Source organism: Pseudomonas sp. SST3 (genome assembly GCF_003325755.1).
In genome coordinates this window covers 55,069-77,261 of the sequence record NZ_QORI02000013.1, presented here as the reverse complement: position 1 = coordinate 77,261, position 22,193 = coordinate 55,069, and the positions used below count along the sequence as shown (strand labels likewise).

Annotated in this window: 26 protein-coding genes; 19 read left to right on the top strand and 7 right to left on the bottom strand. The window is 60.8% G+C overall.

Translation table 11 applies throughout. The annotated features are described in order from the left end of the window. Window positions 1–123: 123 nt before the first annotated feature. Window positions 124–564, top strand: a complete 441-nt coding sequence (locus tag DQ405_RS14935) for a rhodanese-like domain-containing protein (RefSeq protein WP_168424946.1) — start codon at window positions 124–126, stop codon at window positions 562–564. On the opposite strand, the gene DQ405_RS14930 is transcribed toward DQ405_RS14935, so the two are convergent. Together DQ405_RS14930 and fliK are read right to left on the bottom strand one after the other, a co-directional pair. After that, entirely contained in the window at window positions 545–868 is a 324-nt protein-coding gene (locus DQ405_RS14930) for an EscU/YscU/HrcU family type III secretion system export apparatus switch protein (protein WP_168424945.1), read from the bottom strand. The genes DQ405_RS14935 and DQ405_RS14930 overlap by 20 nt on opposite strands. Continuing rightward, complete coding sequence (gene fliK, locus DQ405_RS14925) at window positions 865–2,388, bottom strand: flagellar hook-length control protein FliK (protein WP_168424944.1); 1,524 nt, start codon at window positions 2,386–2,388, stop codon at window positions 865–867. Before fliK ends, DQ405_RS14930 begins: the two co-directional genes overlap by 4 nt. A 131-nt stretch (window positions 2,389–2,519) precedes the next feature. Here fliK and ccmA point away from each other — a divergent pair, with 131 nt between their 5' ends. From ccmA to DQ405_RS14850, 15 genes are all read left to right on the top strand, one after another. Continuing rightward, the gene (gene ccmA / locus DQ405_RS14920; RefSeq protein ID WP_168424943.1) at window positions 2,520–3,155 is read left to right on the top strand and encodes a cytochrome c biogenesis heme-transporting ATPase CcmA; all 636 of its coding nucleotides are present in this window, start codon (window positions 2,520–2,522) and stop codon (window positions 3,153–3,155) included. Then, window positions 3,152–3,823 carry a heme exporter protein CcmB gene (ccmB, locus tag DQ405_RS14915; RefSeq protein ID WP_168424942.1) on the top strand — a complete coding sequence of 224 codons (672 nt, stop codon included), beginning with the start codon at window positions 3,152–3,154 and terminating at the stop codon, window positions 3,821–3,823. The genes ccmA and ccmB overlap by 4 nt, the downstream gene beginning before the upstream one ends. 154 nt (window positions 3,824–3,977) lie before the next feature. Next, complete coding sequence (locus DQ405_RS14910; protein WP_168424941.1) at window positions 3,978–4,733, top strand: heme ABC transporter permease; 756 nt, start codon at window positions 3,978–3,980, stop codon at window positions 4,731–4,733. Continuing rightward, window positions 4,730–4,906: a heme exporter protein CcmD gene (gene ccmD / locus DQ405_RS14905; protein WP_168424940.1), complete on the top strand. Its 177-nt coding sequence runs from the start codon at window positions 4,730–4,732 to the stop codon at window positions 4,904–4,906. The genes DQ405_RS14910 and ccmD overlap by 4 nt, the downstream gene beginning before the upstream one ends. Further along, window positions 4,903–5,370 (top strand): cytochrome c maturation protein CcmE, encoded by a 468-nt coding sequence (gene ccmE, locus DQ405_RS14900; protein WP_168424939.1) that lies wholly within the window; start codon window positions 4,903–4,905, stop codon window positions 5,368–5,370. Before ccmD ends, ccmE begins: the two co-directional genes overlap by 4 nt. Next, window positions 5,367–7,340 (top strand): heme lyase CcmF/NrfE family subunit, encoded by a 1,974-nt coding sequence (locus tag DQ405_RS14895; protein WP_168424938.1) that lies wholly within the window; start codon window positions 5,367–5,369, stop codon window positions 7,338–7,340. Before ccmE ends, DQ405_RS14895 begins: the two co-directional genes overlap by 4 nt. A 1-nt stretch (window position 7,341) precedes the next feature. Then, window positions 7,342–7,872 carry a DsbE family thiol:disulfide interchange protein gene (locus tag DQ405_RS14890; protein WP_168424937.1) on the top strand — a complete coding sequence of 177 codons (531 nt, stop codon included), beginning with the start codon at window positions 7,342–7,344 and terminating at the stop codon, window positions 7,870–7,872. Beyond that, window positions 7,869–8,342 carry a cytochrome c-type biogenesis protein gene (locus DQ405_RS14885; RefSeq protein WP_168424936.1) on the top strand — a complete coding sequence of 158 codons (474 nt, stop codon included), beginning with the start codon at window positions 7,869–7,871 and terminating at the stop codon, window positions 8,340–8,342. The genes DQ405_RS14890 and DQ405_RS14885 overlap by 4 nt, the downstream gene beginning before the upstream one ends. Further along, window positions 8,339–9,553, top strand: a complete 1,215-nt coding sequence (gene ccmI, locus DQ405_RS14880) for a c-type cytochrome biogenesis protein CcmI (protein ID WP_168424935.1) — start codon at window positions 8,339–8,341, stop codon at window positions 9,551–9,553. Before DQ405_RS14885 ends, ccmI begins: the two co-directional genes overlap by 4 nt. A 36-nt stretch (window positions 9,554–9,589) precedes the next feature. Continuing rightward, window positions 9,590–10,012, top strand: a complete 423-nt coding sequence (locus DQ405_RS14875) for a hypothetical protein (protein WP_168424934.1) — start codon at window positions 9,590–9,592, stop codon at window positions 10,010–10,012. Between the two features lie 129 nt (window positions 10,013–10,141). Then, the gene (locus tag DQ405_RS14870; protein WP_168424933.1) at window positions 10,142–10,438 is read left to right on the top strand and encodes a flagellar protein FliT; all 297 of its coding nucleotides are present in this window, start codon (window positions 10,142–10,144) and stop codon (window positions 10,436–10,438) included. A gap of 395 nt (window positions 10,439–10,833) precedes the next feature. After that, window positions 10,834–12,303: a sigma-54 dependent transcriptional regulator gene (locus tag DQ405_RS14865; RefSeq protein WP_168424932.1), complete on the top strand. Its 1,470-nt coding sequence runs from the start codon at window positions 10,834–10,836 to the stop codon at window positions 12,301–12,303. A gap of 210 nt (window positions 12,304–12,513) precedes the next feature. After that, window positions 12,514–13,620 carry an ATP-binding protein gene (locus DQ405_RS14860; RefSeq protein ID WP_168424990.1) on the top strand — a complete coding sequence of 369 codons (1,107 nt, stop codon included), beginning with the start codon at window positions 12,514–12,516 and terminating at the stop codon, window positions 13,618–13,620. A gap of 5 nt (window positions 13,621–13,625) precedes the next feature. After that, a complete protein-coding gene (locus DQ405_RS14855) occupies window positions 13,626–15,026 on the top strand; it encodes a sigma-54-dependent transcriptional regulator (protein ID WP_168424931.1) in 1,401 nt (466 codons plus the stop codon). A gap of 62 nt (window positions 15,027–15,088) precedes the next feature. After that, complete coding sequence (locus DQ405_RS14850; protein WP_168424930.1) at window positions 15,089–15,751, top strand: thiopurine S-methyltransferase; 663 nt, start codon at window positions 15,089–15,091, stop codon at window positions 15,749–15,751. Window positions 15,752–15,845: 94 nt separating this feature from the next. Here the strand turns inward: DQ405_RS14850 and DQ405_RS14845 are convergent, their stop codons facing one another. The 4 genes from DQ405_RS14845 to DQ405_RS14830 form a co-directional block, all read right to left on the bottom strand. Next, window positions 15,846–16,490: a DUF2959 domain-containing protein gene (locus DQ405_RS14845; protein ID WP_168424929.1), complete on the bottom strand. Its 645-nt coding sequence runs from the start codon at window positions 16,488–16,490 to the stop codon at window positions 15,846–15,848. A gap of 113 nt (window positions 16,491–16,603) precedes the next feature. Then, the gene (gene htpX / locus DQ405_RS14840) at window positions 16,604–17,476 is read right to left on the bottom strand and encodes a protease HtpX (protein WP_168424928.1); all 873 of its coding nucleotides are present in this window, start codon (window positions 17,474–17,476) and stop codon (window positions 16,604–16,606) included. Window positions 17,477–17,589: 113 nt separating this feature from the next. Further along, window positions 17,590–18,033 (bottom strand): hypothetical protein, encoded by a 444-nt coding sequence (locus DQ405_RS14835; RefSeq protein WP_168424927.1) that lies wholly within the window; start codon window positions 18,031–18,033, stop codon window positions 17,590–17,592. Between the two features lie 6 nt (window positions 18,034–18,039). Beyond that, window positions 18,040–19,251 (bottom strand): pyridoxal phosphate-dependent aminotransferase, encoded by a 1,212-nt coding sequence (locus DQ405_RS14830; protein WP_168424926.1) that lies wholly within the window; start codon window positions 19,249–19,251, stop codon window positions 18,040–18,042. A gap of 190 nt (window positions 19,252–19,441) precedes the next feature. Here DQ405_RS14830 and msrB point away from each other — a divergent pair, with 190 nt between their 5' ends. Genes msrB through DQ405_RS14815 form a run of 3 tightly spaced genes read left to right on the top strand, consistent with a single transcriptional unit; the run spans window position 19,442 to window position 21,291 of the window. Then, window positions 19,442–19,840, top strand: a complete 399-nt coding sequence (gene msrB / locus DQ405_RS14825; protein ID WP_168424925.1) for a peptide-methionine (R)-S-oxide reductase MsrB — start codon at window positions 19,442–19,444, stop codon at window positions 19,838–19,840. A gap of 33 nt (window positions 19,841–19,873) precedes the next feature. After that, entirely contained in the window at window positions 19,874–20,359 is a 486-nt protein-coding gene (locus tag DQ405_RS14820; protein WP_168424924.1) for a glutathione peroxidase, read from the top strand. Window positions 20,360–20,412: 53 nt separating this feature from the next. Beyond that, the gene (locus DQ405_RS14815) at window positions 20,413–21,291 is read left to right on the top strand and encodes an ATP-binding protein (RefSeq protein WP_168424923.1); all 879 of its coding nucleotides are present in this window, start codon (window positions 20,413–20,415) and stop codon (window positions 21,289–21,291) included. Window positions 21,292–21,403: 112 nt separating this feature from the next. Here the strand turns inward: DQ405_RS14815 and DQ405_RS14810 are convergent, their stop codons facing one another. After that, window positions 21,404–22,087 (bottom strand): glutathione S-transferase family protein, encoded by a 684-nt coding sequence (locus tag DQ405_RS14810; protein ID WP_168424922.1) that lies wholly within the window; start codon window positions 22,085–22,087, stop codon window positions 21,404–21,406. Window positions 22,088–22,193: the final 106 nt, after the last annotated feature.

Below are 22,193 nucleotides of genomic sequence, written 5' to 3'. Positions count from 1 at the left end.
CTGTGACGCCTGTCCGGCCTCCGGGCCTTGGCAGTGAACGATATGGCCATCGCTTCCTCCAAACCTGACAGGGCTTCGCCATGTCTGGCGTAAGCCTGCCCTGAGTGGGGCGAGGAGGATGTGATGCTGCGCATTCTGATGCTGTGTTTGCTGGTCAGCCCAACGTGGCTCAATGCCGCCGAAGCGCCGGTAGAAGTCGACGGTGCGATGACCGTCAACGTGTACCAGGCCAGGCAACTTCATGAGCTTGGCGCAGTGTTCGTCGATGTTCGGCCCAGTCGTGAGTGGAGCTGGGGGCATGTCGAGGGCGCGGTGCACATGGATCTTGCGCGCGAATTCTTTGGCCTCTCGGGCGCGGAGTGGCCTAGAACTGTGCCGCTGGTGGTCTACTGCGACAGTGAGGTCTGTCCGGCCAGCGCCGAGGCGGTACGTCTGGCGGTGGAGTGGGGCTACGAGCAGGTGTTTTATTTCCGCGCGGGCTATTTCGCTTGGGTGCTGGCCGATTTCCCGCAGGAGAAGGGTCGCTTCAGCGGGGTCACGACCCTCAACGCTCAGGCCCATTGAGCCGCGGGACGTCCGGTTGGGTCTGTGGCTCGGTAAAACCTGATGGGCACTTGCCTTTCAGGTACCAGGCAAACGCGATGATCTCAGCGATGGTGCGGTAAAGCGCCTCGGGAATGGCATCGCCCAATTCCAGACGGGCCAGCAGTTTCACCAATTCGGCGTTTTCGTAGATCGGCACCTCGTGCTCGCGGGCGATTGCCAGTATCGCTTCGGCCAGGTCGTCGTCACCCTTGGCTGACAGGGTTGGCGCGTTGGCGCCGTCGTAGGTCAGTGCGATGGCCTGACGTGGTGTGTTAGCGGTCATGCGGTTTCGTCCACGAAGCGTTGATCCAGAGAGGTGCGCGGGCCTTGGGGCGGAGTACCCTGGCGGCAGGCCAGCTCGCCGACGTTCAATCCGGCGGTGACCAGTTGCTGACGCAGGTGATCGAGTTCTGCGGCAATCAACTGGGCGGTGCCGCTACGTTCCGCCCATATCTGGCTGGATAGGCTGCCTTGCAGCAGCTGCGCTTGAACCTGCAGCGGACCCAAAGGTGCGACGTCAAAGGCGAGCTCGACTTTCCAGAGGGTTTCCGGTTTTTCCTTGTGGCTGTGCTGAGGTTCTTCTTCGCGCTGAAGTTTCACCTGCAGCGGGACGATCTCCCGTTGGTCCCGCATTGGGACCTCAATCTGCCACGTGGTGACCTGGGTGCCGTCGGGATTGGTCTGGGTCTGGGCGAGGCTGGACAGCTGATGCGTCTGCAACCGAGATACGGCTGCAGCGGCAAGCTTCAGTATCAGCTCCAGGTCGGCCTCCTCGTCGATGTTCGGCGACAGGCGGCTCGGCAGAGGAAAGCTCTGTGCCAAGTGACGCGCGTTTGGCTGTCCGAGCGCACCCAGGGCATTGCGGGCAAATGCCGGTAGCGCCTGGCCAAGTGTTGCGCCAGCTTGTGCCGCCGCCAGTGGGCCGCCGCCCGGCAGTCCGGGTAGTTGGGCAATCAGGCGGAGCAGCGCGGCTTTCATATCCGCCGGCAGGTTGCCCGCCTGACCGCTCAGCAGACCTGATTCGAGAAACACACCGCTACGCGCCAATGCCTGTGCCAGCGTCTTGGCATCGCCAAGCTGTTGCATATCCGGAACCAGGCCTAGCAAGCGCTCGGCCGCACCACGTAGTTGCTCGGGCAGGCCTGAACCGGATCCGAGTGCGCCAAGCAGTCCTTCGAGCGAACCTTGACGGCCATGTTGTGCGGTCAGTTGCTGGCCCAGCACCAGCTGATCGAGGCGACCGCTCAGTGGCATGAACGACAGCGATTGGTCGCCTTGGACTCGAGCCGTTATGAGGCTGCCCGGTGCGAGCGGCATGGCGGATTCGACGTTCAGCTTGTGTCCAGCGAGTGGCGAGTTGAGCAGGGTGATTACCACTTTGAATAGGTTTTTTCCGTCCTGCTGTATTTGCTGGCTGGCCGTCACCTTGCCTTGCACCACGGTGCCCACCGGCAGCTGGCCGAGATCGATGCTGCTTTGTGGCTGACGACCGCCGGGCTGCAGTGCGGCGATCAGGCGCGTATCGGACAGCGCAGTGACCATCATTGCTGCACCCGGCACGGCGGCTTTCGGGCTGCTGGTCTCGATGGTCGCCTGCCGCCCATTGTTGAACGTCAGGCGCAGCGTCATCTGAAAGTTCTGCAGCGCTTCCTTGATATTAATGACCTCGGCCTCGGCGCTTTCCCCCGCCAGTAGCAGCCCCTGCATCGGCTGCAGTAATTTCAACGCCATCTCGGCCGAGTTCGCCAATGGGCGAGATGGGCCTGAGGCGGGGATAGCCTGGGTGCTTTTGATCTCGGTCATCTTACTTAAATGCTCTTACAACCTTTCGCCGTTTGTGGCCTTTGGTGCAGGGGCTCGGCATGTATAATTCCGGCCGCCCAGCCTGCATCGATATAGCGGCCTGGCTCCTTCCATCTTGAGGTAGCCCTAGCGTGTCCAGTCCCTTTCTAGAAGCTGTGGCGCTTTCCTGCGAGCGGGACTGGCGTCTTCTGTTCGAGAGGTTAGACCTGCGGATCGCCAAAGGCGAAATGTTGCAGATCGCCGGCCCCAACGGCAGTGGCAAGACCAGTCTGCTGCGCTTGCTGTCCGGTCTGATGCAGCCGACCGCCGGCAAGGTGCTCCTTAACGGCCGGGACCTCGAAAGCCAGCGTGGCGAGCTGGCCCGCAATCTGTTGTGGGTCGGCCATGCCGCGGGCATCAAGGCGCTGCTCACTGCGGAGGAAAACCTCACTTGGCTCTGTGCGCTGCACCAGCCTGCGACGCGCGATGCGATCTGGCAAGCGCTGGATGCCGTCGGGTTGCGCGGTTTCGAGGACGTACCCTGCCATACCCTGTCGGCTGGTCAGCAACGTCGCGTCGGCCTGGCCCGGCTGTATCTGTCGCCCCCACCCTTGTGGATTCTCGATGAGCCCTTCACAGCGCTGGACAAGCATGGCGTGGCGCAGCTCGAACGCTATCTGGCGACCCACTGCGAGCAGGGCGGTATGGTCGTACTGACGACGCATCATTCGCTCGCCGAGATGCCGACGGGCTTCCGCGAAATAGACCTGGGGCAGCGCGCCGCATGAGTAACGTCTTTACGCTGCTTTTGGCTCGCGAAAGCCGCCTGCTGTTCCGTCGTCCGGCGGAGCTGGCCAACCCGCTGGTGTTCTTCGCAATCGTCATTGCCTTATTCCCGCTGGCGGTCGGCCCCGAGTCGCAATTGCTACAAACGATTTCCCCAGGGCTGATCTGGGTGGCGGCGCTACTGGCAGTGCTGCTCTCGCTGGACGGGCTGTTCCGCAGCGATTTCGAGGACGGCTCGCTCGAGCAGTGGGTCGTTTCGCCGCACCCTTTGGCGCTTCTGGTGCTCGCCAAGGTGCTGGCACACTGGATGTTTTCCGGCCTGGCGCTGGTTCTGTTGGCCCCGCTGCTGGGTCTGATGCTGGGCATGCCGGTCAGCGCACTGCCGGTGCTACTGGTGTCGCTGCTGCTGGGTACACCCGTGCTCAGTCTGCTGGGCGCGGTGGGTGCTGCGTTGACGGTAGGGCTCAAGCGTGGCGGGCTGTTGTTGGCGCTACTCATTCTCCCGCTCTATATCCCCGTGCTGATTCTGGGCAGCGGGGCGCTGCAGGCAGCGTTGCAGGGGCTACCTGCGCTCGGACACCTATTATGGCTTTCCAGCCTGACTGCTCTGGCAGTTACCCTGACACCCTTTGCAATAGCGGCCGGCCTGAAAATCAGCGTTGGCGAATGACGGACTGCACCATGGATATATCCGATAGCGGAGCGCGAGTCGCCGATGCGAGACGAGTGGTTTCGATGACGATGAGTTTACTGATCGCGGGCAAGAGGCAGCTGCCCGTTTTCAAGGCAGTATCGCCCTGTGTGGTGGATGTGAGGCGGGGTCTATGAACTGGACGTGGTTCCACAAACTGGGTTCGCCCAAATGGTTTTACGAGATCAGCAGCCGCTGGATGCCCTGGCTGGGTTGGGCCGCGTTGCTGCTGATCGGTGTCGGTGTCGTCTGGGGCCTGGCCTTTGCGCCGCAGGATTACCAACAAGGCAACAGCTTTCGCATCATCTATATCCACGTGCCCGCCGCTTTCCTGGCGCAGTCTATCTACGTGATGCTCGCCGTCGCCGGCATTGTCGGCCTGGTCTGGAAGATGAAACTCGCCGACGTCGCCCTGCAGCAGGCCGCGCCCATTGGCGCCTGGATGACTTTCATTGCGCTGCTTACCGGTGCGGTGTGGGGCAAGCCGACCTGGGGTGCCTGGTGGGTGTGGGATGCGCGTCTGACATCGATGCTGATTCTGCTGTTTCTGTACTTCGGCATCATTGCCCTGGGGCAGGCCATTACCAACCGCGACAGTGCGGCGAAGGCCTGCGCGGTGCTGTCCATCGTCGGCGTGATCAACATCCCGATCATTAAATACTCGGTGGAGTGGTGGAACACCCTTCATCAACCCGCCACCTTTACCGTGACGGAAAAGCCGGCCATGCCCGCAGAAATGTGGCTGCCGTTATTGGTGATGGTGCTTGGCTTCTACTGCTTCTTCACCCTGGTTTTGCTGATGCGCATGCGCCTGGAAGTGCTGCGTCGCGAATCGCGAAGCAGCTGGGTCAAGGCCGAAGTGAAAGCGCTGGTGAGTAAAACAACATGAACTTCTCGTCGTTTTCCGACTTCATCGCCATGGGCAACCATGGCCTGTATGTCTGGACTTCCTATGGCATCAGCCTGGCGGTCCTGATTCTCAACGTGGCGCTGCCGACCATGGCGCGCCGGCGTTATCTGCAAGACGAGGCGCGTCGTTTGCGCCGGGAGGAAATGAAGTGAATCCTGTGCGCAAGAAGCGTCTGTTCATCGTACTGGCCATTCTGGCAGGCGTCGGTATCGCAGTGGCGCTGGCATTGTCTGCTCTGCAAGAGAACATCAACCTGTTCTACACGCCGACGCAGATCGCTGCGGGCGAAGCCCCAGAGGGCACGCGGATTCGGGCCGGTGGCCTGGTCGAGGCCGGGTCGGTGAAGCGCAGCAGCGACTCGCTCACCGTCTCCTTCCGTGTCACCGATAACAATGAGACGGTGACCATCCAGTACCAGGGCATCCTCCCCGATCTGTTCCGTGAAGGGCAGGGCATCGTTGCCCTCGGCCGCGTGAATGCCGACGGCGTTCTGGTGGCCGATGAGGTACTTGCCAAGCATGACGAGAACTACATGCCGCCGGAAGTCAGCCAGGCGCTGGAGCAGAGCGGGATGATGAAGCATTACGAAGGCGACAAGCAGGAGTATGCGAAATGATCCCCGAACTCGGTCATCTGGCGATGATTCTGGCGCTGTGCCTGGCGGTCGTGCAGGGCACGCTTCCACTGATCGGCGCCTGGCGCGGTGATCATCAGTGGATGGGTTTGGCGCAACCGGCTGCCTGGGGACAGTTTTCCTTCCTGGCGTTCTCCTTCGCCTGCCTCACCTATGCGTTCATGGTGGACGATTTCTCCGTGGCCTACGTCGCGCAGAACTCCAACAGCGCTTTGCCCTGGTACTACAAATTCAGTGCGGTATGGGGCGCGCACGAAGGCTCGTTGCTATTGTGGGCGTTCATTTTGTCCGCCTGGACCTTCGCCGTCGCGATCTTCTCGCGCCAGTTGCCTGAAGACATGCTGGCGCGGGTATTGGGCGTGATGGGGTTGATCAGTATCGGCTTCCTGCTGTTCCTGATTGTCACCTCCAATCCCTTCGAGCGCCTGCTGCCACAAGCGCCGATGGACGGCCGTGACCTGAATCCGCTGCTGCAGGACTTCGGTCTGGTGGTACATCCGCCGATGCTCTACATGGGGTATGTCGGTTTCTCCGTGGCCTTTTCGTTCGCCATTGCCGCATTGCTCGGTGGCCGACTCGATGCCGCCTGGGCGCGCTGGTCGCGCCCCTGGACGTTGATTGCCTGGGCCTTCCTGGGCACGGGTATTGCCCTGGGTTCATGGTGGGCCTATTACGAGCTGGGCTGGGGCGGTTGGTGGTTCTGGGATCCAGTGGAGAACGCGTCCTTCATGCCGTGGCTGGTGGGCACCGCGTTGATTCATTCGCTGGCGGTGACCGAGAAGCGTGGCGTGTTCAAGAGCTGGACCGTGCTGTTGGCTATCGCAGCGTTCTCGCTCAGCCTGTTGGGTACCTTCCTGGTTCGTTCAGGGGTACTTACTTCGGTGCACGCGTTTGCAACTGACCCGGAACGCGGCGTGTTCATTCTGGCGTTCCTGCTGTTGGTGGTCGGCGGATCGCTGACCTTGTTCGCACTGCGCGCGCCGGTGGTGAAAAGCCAGATCGGCTTCGGCCTGTGGTCGCGGGAGACATTGCTGCTGGTCAACAACCTGCTCCTGGTAGTTGCAACTTCGATGATCCTGCTGGGTACGCTCTATCCGCTGCTGCTCGATGCGTTGTCGAACACCAAGCTTTCGGTCGGCCCCCCTTATTTCAATGCCATGTTCCTGCCGCTCGTTGGTGCGCTGATGCTTGCAATCGGCGTGGGGGTGCTGGTGCGCTGGAAGGATACGCCGGCGAAGTGGCTGATAGGCATGCTGACGCCGGTGCTGATCACCAGCGCTGTGCTGGGCGGGCTGGGCTCGATGTTGTTCGGCGATTTCCATTGGGCGGTGTTGGCTGTTTGTCTGCTGGCTGCCTGGGTGGTCACTGCCGGGATTCGCGACGTACTCGACAAGACTCGTCACAAGGGTCTGCTGAAAGGCATGCGGAGTCTGGCACCGAGCTATTGGGGTATGCAGTTGGCGCACCTGGGGCTGGTCGTCTGTGCCCTGGGTGTGGTGCTGACGAGCCTGCAGAGCGATGAGCGCGACCTGCGTCTGGCGCCAGGGGAGTCGCTGCAATTGGGCGGTTACAGCTTCGTCTTCGACGGAGCCAAACATTTCGACGGGCCCAACTTCACGTCCGACAAGGGCACCATCCGTGTCTTCGATGGCGAAAAGCAAGTCGCGACGCTGCATCCAGAGAAGCGCCTCTATACCGTGCAGCAGATGCCGATGACCGAGGCGGGCATCGATGCAGGCTTCACCCGTGACCTCTATGTGGCACTGGGCGAGCCCCTGGAGAACGGTGCCTGGGCGGTGCGGGTACACATCAAGCCGTTCGTGCGCTGGATCTGGCTGGGCGCGCTGATGATGTCGCTGGGTGGGGTGCTGTCGGTGTGCGACAAACGTTACCGGGTGAAAGTCAGGTCCCGCGTCCGTGACGCACTCGGTTTGGCCCAGCAAGGAGCCTGAGATGAAAAGACTTTTGATGTTGCTGCCGCTGGCGATATTCCTGCTGGTCGCCGTGTTCCTCTACCGAGGGTTGTTTCTGGACCCGACCGAGCTGCCGTCGGCACTGATCGACAAGCCCTTGCCGTCGTTCTCCCTGCCTTCGGTCGAGGATCCGCAGCGACTGATCAGTGAGGAAGACATCAAGGGCAAGCCGGCGCTGGTCAACGTCTGGGCGACCTGGTGCGTGGCCTGCAAGGTCGAGCATCCGGTGCTCAACAAACTTGCTGCCCAAGGCGTGAATATCCATGGCGTCAACTACAAGGACGACAACGCCGCGGCCCAGAAATGGCTCAAGGATTTCCACGACCCTTACCAACTGAACATTCGCGACGAGCAGGGCAGCCTGGGGCTGGATCTGGGCGTGTACGGTGCACCGGAAACTTTCCTCGTCGACAAGCAGGGCATCATTCGCCACAAGTATGTCGGCGTCATCGATGAGCGTGTCTGGCGTGAGCAGCTCGCCGCGTTGTATCAGGAGCTGGTAGACGAATGAGACAGCTGATTCAGGGGATACTGCTGGCGCTGTGTCTGGCGAGTGGCGCGCAGGCCGCTATCGATGCCTATGAGTTCAAGGACGAGGCCGAGCGGGAACGTTACCGCACGCTGGTCGAGGAACTGCGCTGCCCGAAATGCCAGAACCAGAACATTGCCGACTCCAACGCCCCCATCGCCATGGACTTACGTCGCGAAATCTATCGCATGCTGGGAGAAGGGCAGAGCAACGAGCAAATCATCGATTACCTCGTTGCGCGTTACGGCGACTTCGTACGCTACAAGCCGCCTGTGAATGCGAAGACGCTCGTGCTCTGGTACGGCCCGATCGCCTTGCTCGTCCTCGGCTTCGGCGTACTAGTGGTCATCCTGATGCGCCGTCGCCGGGGCATGGCCAACCAAGCGTCGAACACACTTTCCGAGGCCGAACGTGCACGCCTCGCTACGTTGCTGGATAAAAAAGACCCATGACTGATTTCTGGATAGGCGCTGGCCTGCTGCTACTGGCCGCCCTGGCGTTCCTGATGCTCCCCCTGTTGCGCGGGCGTCGTGCACAGGCAGAAGAGGACCGTACGGCACTGAACGTCGCGCTCTATGAAGAGCGGCTCGGTGAACTGGCTGCACAACGGGCTGCTGGGACCCTCACGCTGGAACAGTTCGAGATGGGACGTGCCGATGCGGCGCGTGAGCTGCTCGACGACACAGAAGGTGGCGAGACCCGCCGAAACAGTGACTTGGGCCGGGCCGTCCCATTGATCGCGGCGATCCTCGTGCCGCTGATTGGTTACGGTCTGTATTCGCATTGGGGGGCGAGCGACAAGCTGCAATTGGCGCGGGAATTCGCCGAGCAACCCAAAACCATCGAAGAGATGACGGCGCGGCTGGAACGTGCGGTGAAGGCGCAGCCCGAGTCCACAGAGGCGTGGTATTTCCTGGCGCGCACCTACATGAGTCAGGAACGCCCCACCGATGCAGCCGCCGCCTATGAGCAGCTGATCAACCTGGCCGGCCGTCAGCCGGAGCTCTTGGGGCAGTGGGCGCAAGCGCTCTACTTTGCGAAAGATCGCCAGTGGTCCGCGCAAATGCAAAAGCTGACCGATGAAGCGTTGAAGGGCGATCCTGATGAGGTCACCAGCCTTGGTCTGTTGGGCATCGCCGCCTACGAAGATGAACGCTTTGAGGACGCGATAGCGTTCTGGGAGCGACTGGTTGCGACTCTGCCGGTCGAAGACCCGTCTCGCGAAGCCATTCAGGGGGGCATCGTCCGAGCGCGCGAGCAACTCGGCGAACCGGTGTCGGCAAGCGTGAAGGAGCCTACAGGCGAGACGGCTGCTGTCGAAGCCGGCCTGAAGGTCGATGTACGCCTGGACGCGGCGCTCAGCGATGATGTGCAGCCGACTGATACGGTATTCGTGTTCGCTCGCGCGATATCTGGGCCGCCGATGCCATTGGCAGTGAAACGCCTGACGGTCGCCGATCTACCTGCTACGGTCAGTTTGAGTGACGCCGATGCGATGACTCCGCAGCTTCGCTTGTCCAACTTCGAACAGGTCAGGCTGCTTGCCCGTATTTCCCGAGAGGGGAACGCCCTCCAAGGCGAGTGGACGGGCAGCAGCGAACCGCTGGTGTTGGATCGCGACAACACGGCCGAGCTGATCATCAACCAACCTGACACGCCCTGATCTCGCGTGGCACCCAAGAGGCCCGGAACAATGGCGATGAACTCGGTTTCGATAGGTGCGCATCGTCTATCAAAGATGGGCGGCGCAATGATACTGGCGCTGCTGCTAGGAGCCTGTGCGGGCAATCCATATCAGACACCGGAGCCGACACGCCGACCGCCGCCGCCGGTGTCGGAGCCTCGCGAGCCCGTCGCCAGCCCTCCGCCGGTTCGCACACCGCCGGCGCCACGCCCGCCAGCGACACAGAAAAGCCACCCGCGTTACGCACCACCTCCTCATGCCGCTGCGCATTGGGACAATCGCCTGGGTGTCTATGTCGTCGAAGGGCGCGACATGTTCTACCGCGAGCGGCTTTACTACCGTTGGGATGGTGACTGGTATTGCGCCGGCCGCCCCGATGGTCCTTGGGAACCGGTTGCTCCTCCCAGCGTTCCGACTGGGCTGCGCGGGCTGCATTGAGCTCCGACCTTTTATCGCGGTTGCGCTAAAGGCGAATCAAGGTTTGCCGATAACGGTTTCAGGCACAGCAAGCGTGCCGGGCGGCCGTGGAGGCCAGGCCTTGTAAACCAGTTCATCCGGAGCGGATCCATGAGTGCAGCAGTCAAACGTCTCGAAGAAACCGGCAACGCGCTGCGCGACGCGATGGTCCAACAGGACTGGACGGCAATCAGCGTCCTGGATCTGCAATGCCGTCAAGTCATCGACGCCGCGATGGTTGAACCTCGCGAGGACGAACCGGCGATTCGCCAACGCTTGCAGGAGTTGGTGAGCCTGTACCGTGAACTGGTCATGACCTGTCAGGCTGAGCAGCGGCGTGTCGCTGATGAGCTGATCCAGCTCAATCAATCTCAGCACGGCGCCAACGTTTACAAGCTGTTTGGTTGACTGAAAGAGTGTCAAACCTGCGTTACCATTTGGCCGGCTGCCGTTCTGTTGTCGGCCGCGCTTATTTATCTGTAACGCCGGAATCCTTTTGCGCCTGTAGCAGCGTGACGGTAACCTGATTTCCCGTCCGCAACGCGATACGCGCCTCTCAGCTTCGTTCGATACAGTCAAGTCTTGCTTAGCGAGCGCCGTCGTCATTCTGACCGGCACATTCGCGTCCTTCCTGCCCTTGTATCGATGAAAGATGCATTTAATGGTCTTTTTGTCGTTGAATCACGTCATAAATTTGACTCGCGACGTTTTTTTTAATTTACTACCGGCTATCTGCCGATGACGTAGTCGTTTCTAGCGAGACGAGCGCAGGCTTTCTTTCAGCCTCTAGAGCTATAAACAAGATGTGGCGTGAAACCAAGATTTTGTTGATAGATGACGATAGGGATCGTCGCCGGGATCTGACCGTCATTCTCAACTTTCTGAGTGAGGATCATCTGGCCTGCGCCAGCAATGAATGGCGGGGCGCCGTCGACGCGCTTGAATCGAGTCGCAGCGTACTCGGCGTCATGCTCGGTGACGTCTCAGCCAAGGGCGGCGCAGTGGAGTTGCTCAAGCAGCTCAGCAAGTGGGACGAAAATCTTCCGCTCATGCTGATCGGTGAGCCCGTTCCGGCAGATTGGCCGGACGAGATTCGTCGGCGCGTGCTAACCAGTCTCGAGATGCCGCCGAGTTACAACAAACTGCTTGATTCTCTTCATCGCGCCCAGGTTTACCGGGAGATGAACGACCAGGCCAAGGCGCGCGGGCGGCAGCGCGAACCCAATCTGTTCCGTAGTCTGGTTGGCACCAGTCGTGCGGTACAGCATGTCCGGCAGATGATGCAGCAGGTCGCGGATACCGAGGCAAGCGTGTTGATCCTTGGGGAGTCGGGCACCGGCAAGGAAGTCGTTGCGCGCAATCTGCACTATCACTCCAAGCGCCGTGGTGGGCCATTCGTTCCTGTTAACTGCGGGGCGATTCCGGCCGAATTGCTGGAAAGCGAATTGTTCGGGCATGAGAAGGGGGCATTTACCGGCGCGATTTCCTCCCGTGCCGGGCGGTTTGAGTTGGCGGAAGGCGGGACGCTATTTCTCGATGAGATCGGTGATATGCCGCTGCCCATGCAGGTCAAGCTGCTGCGAGTTCTGCAGGAACGCACCTTCGAACGCGTGGGTAGCAACCGTACGCAGAATGCCGATGTCCGCATAATCGCCGCGACCCACAAGGATCTGGAGAAGATGATCGTGGACGGTAGCTTCCGCGAGGATCTCTATTACCGGCTCAATGTCTTCCCCATCGAAATGGCCCCGCTGCGTGAGCGCATCGAGGATATCCCCCTGTTGATGAACGAACTGATCTCGCGAATGGAGCATGAGAAGCGAGGCTCGATTCGCTTCAACTCCGCCGCGATCATGTCGCTGTGCCGTCACGATTGGCCAGGCAATGTCCGTGAGCTGGCCAACCTGGTCGAGCGCATGGCGATCATGCATCCCTATGGGGTGATCGGCGTGATGGAGCTGCCGAAGAAATTCCGTCATGTCGATGATGATGACGAGCAGTACGCCATCAATATGCATGATGAAATGGAGGAGCGCGCCGCGATCAACGCCCCTATCGTGGCTGCCGATGCGCACGCCATGCTTCCGCTCGAAGGGCTCGATCTGAAGGATTACCTCGGCAATCTCGAGCAGGGCCTCATCCAGCAGGCGCTCGAAGATGCAAACGGGGTTGTCGCACGCGCGGCCGAACGCCTGCGTATTCGCCGAACGACCCTCGTTGAAAAGATGCGCAAGTACGGCATGAACCGCCGCGACGACGACATCGACGAGTAATCCCCCGCCACGCCGCTGGATCCGGCGGCGTGGCATTCCCCTCCTTCTCATGCCGCGGCATGATCCTTGCTGCCGTCACGTCACCGACCATCTTTTTGACGGATACGAGTGCCAGTGACTTCCGCGTCTTCTTCATCGGCTTTAATCCAGCATCCCGCCAAGACCACCGCCAGCGGCGAGCTTGAGCAATCGCTCGCACTTTTTACCCGGATGTCTGGCCGGCTGGGTGAATCCCAACAGCTGCTGCAGGCGCGAGTGGCCGAGTTGAAGGGGCAGTTGGCTGAAACCAGCGCACAACGCTTGCAAGAGCTTGGTGAGAAGGAGCGCCTGGCCAACCGGTTGCAGAGTCTGCTTGATTTGCTGCCCGGGGGCGTCATCGTCATAGACGGGCAGGGCGTTATCCGCGAAGCCAATCCGGTTGCTCTCGATCTCCTGGGCGAGCCGCTTGTAGGGCTGCTCTGGCGAGAGGTGATCGCTTGTAGCTTTGCCCCGCGCAAAGACGACGGCCACGAAATCTCGCTGAAGGATGGACGTCGCGTTTCCATCGCAACGCGCTCGCTGAACGGCGAGCCCGGACAACTGGTTCTGCTGACCGACCTGACCGAGACGAGAAGGCTGCAGGACCAGCTCGCGCGTAACGAACGCTTGTCGGCGCTGGGGCGGATGGTGGCGTCGTTGGCACATCAGATCCGCACGCCGCTTTCCACTGCGCTGCTCTATGCCAGCCATCTGGAGCAGGGTGGGTTGTCCGCTGAGCATCAGCAGCGCTTCGCTGGGCGCCTCAAGGATCGTCTAAACGAGCTGGAGCATCAGGTTCGTGACATGCTGGTGTTCGCTCGGGGTGATCTCCCACTGAAGGATCGACTGAGTCCCGCCGAGCTGCTGGCGGCACTGCGCGCCTCGGCCGAGACGAAGGTGGAGGGCGTCAGCGTCCGCTGGCAGTGCGATGTACAGGGAGGCGCTCTGCTATGCAACCGTGACACCTTGGTGGGTGCGCTGCTCAACCTGATCGAGAATGCGCTTCAAGCGGCAGGCACTGACCCGAGGCTGAAAATCCATCTCTACGCCCGTGGCCCGATGTTGCGTATCAGCATCAGCGACAACGGTGTCGGGATCGATGCTGCAACGCTGGCTCGGCTTGGCGAGCCATTCTTCACCACCCGCGCGACGGGGACCGGGCTGGGGCTGGCTGTTGTCAAATCGGTGGCTCGAGCGCATTCGGGTGTGCTTGAGTTGCGCTCCCGGCCGGCCCGAGGAACCTGCGCTACCTTGCTGCTGCCATTGCTTCCGGTGTGCACGCCGGTACGTTCGGAATGAGGCCCATGACCGCAAAAATTCTGTTGGTGGAGGACGACCGCGCGCTGCGCGAGGCTCTGGGCGATACGCTGGAGCTCGGTGGCTATTCCTATCTCGCTGTGGATTGCGCCGAGACCGCCTTGCTGGCTTTGGAACAGGACGGTTTCGGCCTGGTCGTCAGTGACGTGAATATGCCCGGAATGGATGGCCATGCGCTGCAGGGGCTGATCCGCCAGCGCTATCCGCAACTGCCGGTCCTGCTGATGACGGCATACGGTGCCGTCGAACGAGCGGTCGAGGCCATGCGTCAGGGAGCGGTGGATTATCTGGTCAAGCCGTTCGAGCCAAAGGTTTTGCTCGGATTGGTTGCGCGACATGCCAGCGGGCAGATTGGTGCAGACGAGGAAGGGCCGGTCGCAGTCGAGCCGGCAAGCCGGCAACTGCTGGCATTGGCGGCGAGAGTGGCGCGGAGCGACTCGACGGTGCTGGTCTCCGGCGAGTCAGGCACCGGCAAAGAGGTGCTCGCCCGCTATATTCACCAGCAATCCTCGCGCGCCAAAGGACCATTCATAGCGATCAATTGTGCGGCGATACCGGACAACATGCTCGAAGCAACGCTGTTCGGTCACGAAAAAGGCGCCTTCACCGGTGCCATCGCGACGCAGCCGGGCAAGTTCGAACTGGCCGAAGGCGGCACGCTGTTGCTCGATGAAATCTCCGAGATGCCGCTGGCGTTGCAGGCCAAGTTGCTTCGTGTGTTGCAGGAGCGGGAGGTCGAGCGTGTCGGCGGCCGCAAGCCGATACCGCTGGATATCCGAATCGTCGCCACCACCAATCGCGACCTGGCTGACGAGGTTCGCAGCGGACGTTTCCGTGAGGATCTGTTCTATCGACTCTCGGTGTTTCCGCTCGCCTGGCCGGCGTTGCGTGATCGGCCTGCCGACATCGTGCCGCTTGCTGAGCGGCTACTGGCCAATCATGCGGTGAAGATGCGTCAGCCAGGCGTGAGGCTCAGCACCGAGGCACGCCACTGTTTGCTTGGCCATTCCTGGCCCGGCAATGTTCGTGAGCTCGACAATGCCATTCAGCGCGCACTGATCCTGCAACAGGGCGGTCAGATCCGACCGGATGATCTTTGTCTGACGGCGGCGGCTGGTTTCGCCTCGTTGGCACGAAGTCCAGCAGGCGCTGAGGCCGCGCCATATGCGCAGGCACCGACTATGGCTCCACCTGCTCCTGCCGAAACGGTTGGCGCGCTGGGTGAAGACCTGCGTCGCCGCGAATTCGAGCTGATCCTCGAGACCTTGCGTGCCGAGCGTGGACGCCGCAAGGAGACTGCCGACCGTCTGGGCATCAGTGCGCGTACTCTGCGTTACAAGCTGGCTCAGATGCGTGACGCTGGCATGGACCCGGAAGCGGCGTTATAGCTGAACTGCTCGAAGCGGGGCTCTGATAAGCTCCGGCCGTTATCGCTCATGAGGGTCTGGATGTGGACGAAGGGTTCTGGCAACGGCGCTGGGCGCGCAATGAAATCGGTTTTCATCTAAACGAGGTCAATCCTTATCTGCGTCGTCATTGGCCGGACCTGCGTCTGGCCGAGGGTGCCCGTGTTCTGGTACCGCTGTGCGGAAAAAGCCTCGACCTGGCCTGGCTGGCCCAGCAGGGTTTCGCAGTGTTGGGCGTCGAGCTCAGCGAGCGGGCCGTCGAGGATTTCTTCGATGAGCAGGGGCTGATTGCAGACGTCAGTGTTCAGGGTGGATTCAAGGTCTATCGTGCCGGTGCGCTGGAGATCCGCTGTGGCGATTTCTTCGCTCTGACTCCCGGTGATGTCGCCGATTGTCAGGCGCTGTACGACCGCGCTGCGTTGATTGCACTGCCGCCTGAAATGCGCCAACGCTACGTCGAGCACCTGGCGAACATCCTTGCGCCGGACTGCCAAGGGCTGCTGGTCACCCTTGATTATGAGCAGGCACAGATGTCCGGTCCGCCATTCGCCGTGAGCGAGGCTGAAGTCAGACGGTCCCTGGGCTTGCGTTGGAAGATCGAATTGCTGGAACGGGTGGATGTGCTGAGCGAGGACAATTGGAAGTTTCTCGAACGCGGCCTGACGCGCCTGGAAGAAAGCTGCTATCGGCTCGGGTCGGATTCGTAAGGTTCATCGGGCACGATTACCGACTGCCCCAGGCCCGGCAACCCGATGACGGCCGCCATCAGCTTGCCGGGTCTGGCGATGGGTTCGGGGTGTGTCACTTGGTGCTCTGAAGCTGGCGAATAAACGATTCGGCTTCGTCGATTGCCCGCTGCATGTCGGCCAACAGTTGATCGACATTTCCTTCGAGCGTCCGGTATTCGCCCTGAAGCGCACCAATGGCACGGGCGTTGAGGTTGTGCTTGAGATACAGCACTTGGTCACGTAGCACATCGAGCACCGGATCAATGCGTTTCTCCGCTGCCTTCATGCGTTGCAGCAGCTCGCGATAGTCCCTCTGAGTGCGCTCCAGGTCCTTGGCGCTGGCCGCTTTCAGGCTCGCGTTGCTGTACTCACCGAGCTCCTGCTTCCATTCTTTGAATAGGGCATCGGCAACGTCCTCCACCGCCTCGATCCTGTTTCGTACATCGCGGGCGCTGTTCTTGCTGGCTTCGAATTCGCTGTTCAACGCATCGTAGCGCTCCTCGAGCTCGCCACCCTGGACCTGTACGACGCTGCGATAACGTTCGAGTGCGTCCTTGAATTGCTCCTTGGCCTGCTGCTGCGAATCGCGAGCATCTTCGACACGGTCGACCAGAATGTCGCGTTTATGCAGCCCAACCTTTTCCAACGCCGAGTAATAGGCGCTCTGGCAGCCGACCAGGGTGAGCAGGGCGAAGCCGAGTAGGAGGAGGCGGCGCATGGTGAGTTCCTTGTTCGGTGGGTGCGCTTGCTTCGACAGGCATACAGCCACTACGTGCAAAGCATGGGCGAAAAAAAGGGCGGTCATTGCCGCCCTTGTCCCGATCCGCTCGTTCAGCCGCGCTGACGCAGGGCTTCGATACGGTCTTCCAGCGAAGGGTGTGTCATCAGCAGTCCGGCCAGGCCGTTACGCAGGGCGCCGTTGATGCTGAAAGCCTTGAGGCTGTCCGGCATGTCTACCGGCACGCCCTGTTCCGCACGCAGCCGCTGGAGAGCGCCGATCATGGCGCTGGTACCCGCCAGCTGTGCGCCTGCTTCGTCGGCGCGGAACTCACGTTTGCGCGAGAACCACATGACGACGATGCTGGCGAGGATACCCAGTACCAGCTCGGCGAAGATGGTCGCGACGAAATAACCGATGCCATGGCCGTCTTCGTTCTTCAGGATCGCGCGATCGACGAAGCTGCCGAAGATTCGCGCGAAGAACATCACGAAGGTGTTCACCACACCTTGAATCAGCGCAAGGGTCACCATATCGCCGTTGGATACGTGGCCGATCTCGTGCGCCAGTACCGCCTTGACCTCATCCGGCGAAAAACGCTCGAGCAGACCTTGGCTGACCGCGACCAGCGCGTCGTTCTTGTTCCAGCCGGTCGCGAAGGCGTTGGCCTCATAGGCTGGAAAAATCCCGACTTCGGGCATTTTGATGCCGGCGTCGCGGGAAAGCTGTTCGACGGTCTGCAGCAGCCACTGCTCATGGCGTGTGCGAGGTTGGCCGATGATCTCGGTACGGGTGCTCATCTTCGCCATCCACTTGGAGATGAACAGCGAAATCAATGCGCCGGCGAAGCCAAAGACGGCGCAGAAAGCCAGCAGGCTGCCGTAGTTCTGACCCGTGTAGCGATCCACTCCGAGTAGCTTCAGGGTGATGCTGGCGACTACCAATACAGCTAGGTTGGTGGCCAGGAACAAGAAAATGCGCATCATGTTGCGGCAGACTCCAGGGAGAACAATAAGAACGATAGGCTATATAAGGTGCTGGTCGGCGCTATTCAACCTGGCGACTATTTCAAGCTATGTCGCCTGTCTTGCAGGCGCGCTCAGGGGTGGCTGGCCAACGAGCAAGTGAACAGTTGGCGGGTCAGTTGTGCCAGTCGCTCGCCGTGGCCGTCGCGTTGTGCCTGGCGGAGTTGGTGAGCCAGGCTCGAGTGCACCCGACGTACGCTGGGAGGTAATGTTTCGCTGTCGTTCGCGGCTTCGGGTACCGCGCTGGTCAAGCGCAGAAGGGCCTTTTCGGTCAGCACGGCCTGGTCGATGGCGAGAAACTGAATGGTGGTTTTGAAGCGCAAATATCCTTCTTCCGCCAGCCACAGCAGCGCGCCCAGGCAGCTTTGGTGACGCTTGCTGGGCAGGCCGAACTCGTCGAGCTCTTCATGGCCGATCAGGTCTTCGACATACAGCGTTATCTTCCGTGGGAAGGCCTGATAGAGCATCAACAGGCCAGCCGTGGCGTCCCGGTAAAAGTCGTTAATCTGCAGGTCCATCGAATGCTACTGGCTGTACGTCTTCAGAAAATTGCCGATGCGGCCGATCGCTTGTTCCAGGTCGTCCACCCGTGGCAGGGTGACTACGCGGAAGTGATCCGGCCACGGCCAGTTGAATGCGGTGCCCTGAACGATCAGTAGCCTTTCGGACAGCAACAGGTCCAGTACGAACTTTTCATCGTTGTGGATCGGGCAGATCTTTGGATCGATTCGAGGAAAGGCGTAGAGCGCCCCCATCGGCTTGACACAGCTGACGCCCGGGATGTCGTTGAGCAGCTCCCAGGTGCGGTTGCGTTGCTCAAGCAGCCGTCCAGGCGGCAGCACCAGATCATTGATGCTCTGATAGCCGCCCAGGGCGGTCTGGATCGCGTGCTGGGACGGCACATTGGCACACAGGCGCATGTTGGCCAGTATGTCGATTCCTTCGATGTAGCTCTGCGCCTTGTGCTTGGGTCCGGTGATCACGACCCACCCGGAGCGGAAGCCGGCCACCCGGTAGGACTTGGACAGGCCATTGAACGTCAGGCAGAGCACATCCGGCGCCAGCGATGCGGTACAGACGTGCACCGCATCGTCATAGAGAATCTTGTCGTAGATTTCGTCTGAGAACAGCACCAGATTATGCTGGCGAGCCAGCTCGACCATGCCTTTCAGGACCTCGCGCGGGTAGACCGCACCGGTCGGATTGTTCGGGTTGATCAGGACCAATGCCTTGGTGTTCGGCGTGATCTTGGCCTTGATATCGGCCAGATCCGGCCACCAGTTGGCTTGTTCGTCGCAGAGGTAATGAACCGGCTTGCCGCCGGCCAGGCTCACGGCAGCGGTCCACAGCGGGTAATCCGGTGCTGGAATCAGCACTTCGTCGCCATTGTTCAGTAGCGCTTGCATGGACATCACGATCAGCTCGGACACGCCGTTGCCAAGGTAGATGTCTTCGATCGTCACGCCTTCTACCTGCTTCTGCTGGTAGTACTGCATGATGGCCTTGCGTGCACTGAACAGGCCCTTGGAATCGCTGTAGCCTTGCGCGGTGGGCAAGTTGCGGATCACGTCCTGAAGGATTTCCTCGGGAGCCTCGAAACCGAACGGCGCCGGATTGCCGATGTTCAGCTTGAGGATGCGATGGCCTTCCTCTTCCAGGCGTTTGGCGTGCTTGAGCACTGGCCCGCGGATGTCGTAGCAGACATTGGCGAGCTTGTTCGATTTGCTGACCTGCATGATCCTGAGTGTCCCGAAGTGAAGACGCGCCCGACTCTTGATGGCTGGCGTCGTTTGGCATGAACCCGGGCGCCTTGGCAGCCGGAAACCCCGCTGCCAGACTAGGCGTCTAAGAGCAACGCATCATACGTGCGGCCCGATCACCGGAAAAGGTACAGATCCGCCTTTTTTAAGTTCACGAGGTGTACCGATGGACAAGCTTGAAAAACCGCTCGAAACCTGGCGCGAAGAACTCTCCGACGAGCAGTTTCAGGTGTGCCGGCTGGGCGCGACCGAGCGCCCATTTACGGGCAAGTACAACGAAACCAAGACACCTGGCGTCTATCACTGCGCCTGTTGCGACGCACCGTTATTCGACTCGGATGCCAAGTTCGATTCCGGCTGTGGCTGGCCGAGCTACTTCCAACCCGTCAGCGATACAGCCATTGCCAACGTTGATGACTTCAGTCACGGCATGCATCGAATCGAGGTCAAGTGCGCGCGCTGCGATGCGCACCTCGGCCATGTGTTCCCCGATGGCCCAGCGCCGACCGGTCTGCGCTATTGCATCAACTCCGCGTCTCTCAACCACAAGCCGCGCGACGCGTGAAGGCGCTTCGTAACGCATCAACGGAATACCGCCATGCGCGATCCGCTATTCGATCTCCCCTGCATTACCATTGATGGGCAGCAGAAGACGCTGGCTGATTTCGATGCCAAAGTGCTGCTGGTGGTGAACACGGCCAGTGAGTGTGGCTTCACGCCCCAATACAAGGGGCTGGAGGCGCTGTGGAAGCGCTATCGCGAGCGGGGTTTGGTGGTGCTCGGATTCCCCTGCGACCAGTTCGGCCATCAGGAGCCAGGCAACGAAACGCAGATCGCGACTTTCTGCGAGCGCAACTTCGGTGTCAGCTTTCCGCTGTTCGCTAAAGTTCAGGTCAATGGCGGCGAGGCCCACCCGCTGTTCGTGCAGTTGAAGAAACGTGCGCCGGGCCTGCTTGGCAGTCGGGCTATCAAGTGGAACTTCACCAAGTTTCTGATCGCTGATGAAGGGCGATCGATCGAGCGCTTCTCGTCGCGAACAGCTCCGGAGGCGCTGGCAGCGCACATCGAAACCCACCTTAAGTGAGCCTCCGCTACCCATGCTTGGCCATGGGTAGCCTGTGTTCTGGAGTCGTTGAAATGGATGCCGAGCTCAAAACTTTTCTGCAGCGCGTCGATGCGTTGATGACGCGCCTGGAACCGCTTCTGCCGGCCCCCCGCGCTTCGATTGACTGGAGCAGCTCGCTGGCCGCGCGTTGGCATCGCGAGGGGCAGGGGGGCTACCTGCAGTCGTTAAATGTGTCGCTCGACGTGCGTCTGGCTGATCTGATCGGTATCGATCGCCAGCGGGAGTTGCTGTCGAACAATACCCGGCAATTCGTTTCGGGCCTGCCAGCGAACCATGTCCTGCTCTGGGGCGCGCGCGGCACAGGCAAGTCCTCGCTGATCCGCGCGCTGCTGGCCGATCATGCGTCTGCAGGCCTGCGCCTGATCGAGATCGAGCGCGACCATCTCGCCGATCTACCGAAGGTCGTCGATCAGCTTGCTGCTTTGCCACAGCATTTCGTGGTGTTCTGCGATGACCTTTCGTTCGAGGCGGGCGAGGGCGACTACCGGGTGCTCAAAAGCGTGCTGGATGGCTCGCTGGAGCGCGCACCGGAAAACGTTCTGTTGTATGCAACCTCGAATCGCCGCCATCTGGTCCCTGAGCGTCAGAGTGACAACGAGCACTGGCAGATGATTGATGGCGAGCTGCATCCCAACGAGGCGGTTGAGGACAAGATTGCGCTCTCCGATCGCTTCGGTCTTTGGTTGTCGTTCTACCCCTTTAGCCAGGAGCACTACTTGAGTGTGGTGCAGCACTGGATCGGCTCGCTGGCTGAGCAGGCCGGACTCAGCTGGAGCTGGGATGAAGCACTGGAAAAGGATGCGATTCGCTGGGCCACGGCCAGGGGTAACCGCAACGGCCGCTGCGCCTACCAGTTTGCCCGGCAGTGGGTGGGGATTCGCCTGCTTTGAGCCGGTGGTAGGACTCGCTGACTCTGGCATGCAGCGGCCGGTGTGTGTTTGGTCGGTGTGGGGGCGGCGCGGCGAAGCTTTTGCTTTTTCGGTAGGGCAGACCGCATCGGCGTCAGCTGGGCTGGGCCGCCCTCTTGCTCATTTCGACAAGCTTTGCGGTCATCCGCTGTTCGCCGGGTAGCACGCCTTGCACGGAGGCAAGCGCCTTCACCCGCTCGAAATGCGCCGCCAGCGCTGGCCATCGATTGGCGTCGATCAGTTCGCCGCCATGCTCCATGTTGATCAGCTGACAGGTGAGGGCGAGGTCGGCCATCGAGAGCTGATCGCCAACAAAATAGGGCTTTTGGCCCAGCTGACGCTCCAGGTAGTCAAAGTGCGGCGGCAACTTTTCGTTCAGTGCCGTCTGCACACTGTCTTCGTTGCATGAATGACCCGCGCTAGGCTTCAGGATGCGATTGCGGAAAACCCCGAAGGTGGTCAAAGGGGCAAGCTCATAGTCGGCGTATTTCTCGAGCCAGCGTATCTCTGCGCGTTCTGCCGGGCTGTTTCCATAAAGTGGTACGGTCTGTTCATACGCTTCTTCGAGGTACTGACAGATGACGCTAGAGTCGGCGAGACAAAGCTCGCCGTCCTTCATAGCTGGGATACGACCAAGCGGATTGAGTTGCAGGTACCACTCGGGTGGGGTGAAAGGCATGACGACTTCGAGCTGGTAGTCCAAGCCTTTTTCCAGCAAGCAAAGGCGTACTTTGCGAACGAATGGCGACAGCGGGGCACCGAACACGGTCAGGGACATCGAGATTCTCCACAGCAGTACAGATAGGGGCGCAGCCGGGGCCGAGCGAGTCGATACTGAGTATGTTACGCACCGAGGCCGCAGGTGCGTCTTGCCGCTTAGGCCT

Bases quoted from the DNA above. Each gene is read 5' to 3' on its own strand.
- msrB (WP_168424925.1), top strand. From the start codon at position 19,442: ATGGACAAGCTTGAAAAACCGCTCGAAACCTGGCGCGAAGAACTCTCC.
- DQ405_RS14890 (WP_168424937.1), top strand. From the start codon at position 7,342: ATGAAAAGACTTTTGATGTTGCTGCCGCTGGCGATATTCCTGCTGGTC.
- ccmI (WP_168424935.1), top strand. From the start codon at position 8,339: ATGACTGATTTCTGGATAGGCGCTGGCCTGCTGCTACTGGCCGCCCTG.
- DQ405_RS14815 (WP_168424923.1), top strand. From the start codon at position 20,413: ATGGATGCCGAGCTCAAAACTTTTCTGCAGCGCGTCGATGCGTTGATG.
- DQ405_RS14910 (WP_168424941.1), top strand. From the start codon at position 3,978: ATGAACTGGACGTGGTTCCACAAACTGGGTTCGCCCAAATGGTTTTAC.
- DQ405_RS14885 (WP_168424936.1), top strand. From the start codon at position 7,869: ATGAGACAGCTGATTCAGGGGATACTGCTGGCGCTGTGTCTGGCGAGT.
- DQ405_RS14845 (WP_168424929.1), bottom strand. From the start codon at position 16,490: ATGCGCCGCCTCCTCCTACTCGGCTTCGCCCTGCTCACCCTGGTCGGC.
- ccmB (WP_168424942.1), top strand. From the start codon at position 3,152: ATGAGTAACGTCTTTACGCTGCTTTTGGCTCGCGAAAGCCGCCTGCTG.
- htpX (WP_168424928.1), bottom strand. From the start codon at position 17,476: ATGATGCGCATTTTCTTGTTCCTGGCCACCAACCTAGCTGTATTGGTA.
- DQ405_RS14830 (WP_168424926.1), bottom strand. From the start codon at position 19,251: ATGCAGGTCAGCAAATCGAACAAGCTCGCCAATGTCTGCTACGACATC.
- ccmD (WP_168424940.1), top strand. From the start codon at position 4,730: ATGAACTTCTCGTCGTTTTCCGACTTCATCGCCATGGGCAACCATGGC.
- DQ405_RS14870 (WP_168424933.1), top strand. From the start codon at position 10,142: ATGAGTGCAGCAGTCAAACGTCTCGAAGAAACCGGCAACGCGCTGCGC.
- DQ405_RS14930 (WP_168424945.1), bottom strand. From the start codon at position 868: ATGACCGCTAACACACCACGTCAGGCCATCGCACTGACCTACGACGGC.
- DQ405_RS14860 (WP_168424990.1), top strand. From the start codon at position 12,514: ATGTCTGGCCGGCTGGGTGAATCCCAACAGCTGCTGCAGGCGCGAGTG.
- DQ405_RS14855 (WP_168424931.1), top strand. From the start codon at position 13,626: ATGACCGCAAAAATTCTGTTGGTGGAGGACGACCGCGCGCTGCGCGAG.
- DQ405_RS14820 (WP_168424924.1), top strand. From the start codon at position 19,874: ATGCGCGATCCGCTATTCGATCTCCCCTGCATTACCATTGATGGGCAG.
- DQ405_RS14895 (WP_168424938.1), top strand. From the start codon at position 5,367: ATGATCCCCGAACTCGGTCATCTGGCGATGATTCTGGCGCTGTGCCTG.
- DQ405_RS14865 (WP_168424932.1), top strand. From the start codon at position 10,834: ATGTGGCGTGAAACCAAGATTTTGTTGATAGATGACGATAGGGATCGT.
- fliK (WP_168424944.1), bottom strand. From the start codon at position 2,388: ATGACCGAGATCAAAAGCACCCAGGCTATCCCCGCCTCAGGCCCATCT.
- DQ405_RS14875 (WP_168424934.1), top strand. From the start codon at position 9,590: ATGAACTCGGTTTCGATAGGTGCGCATCGTCTATCAAAGATGGGCGGC.
- DQ405_RS14810 (WP_168424922.1), bottom strand. From the start codon at position 22,087: ATGTCCCTGACCGTGTTCGGTGCCCCGCTGTCGCCATTCGTTCGCAAA.
- DQ405_RS14935 (WP_168424946.1), top strand. From the start codon at position 124: ATGCTGCGCATTCTGATGCTGTGTTTGCTGGTCAGCCCAACGTGGCTC.
- DQ405_RS14835 (WP_168424927.1), bottom strand. From the start codon at position 18,033: ATGGACCTGCAGATTAACGACTTTTACCGGGACGCCACGGCTGGCCTG.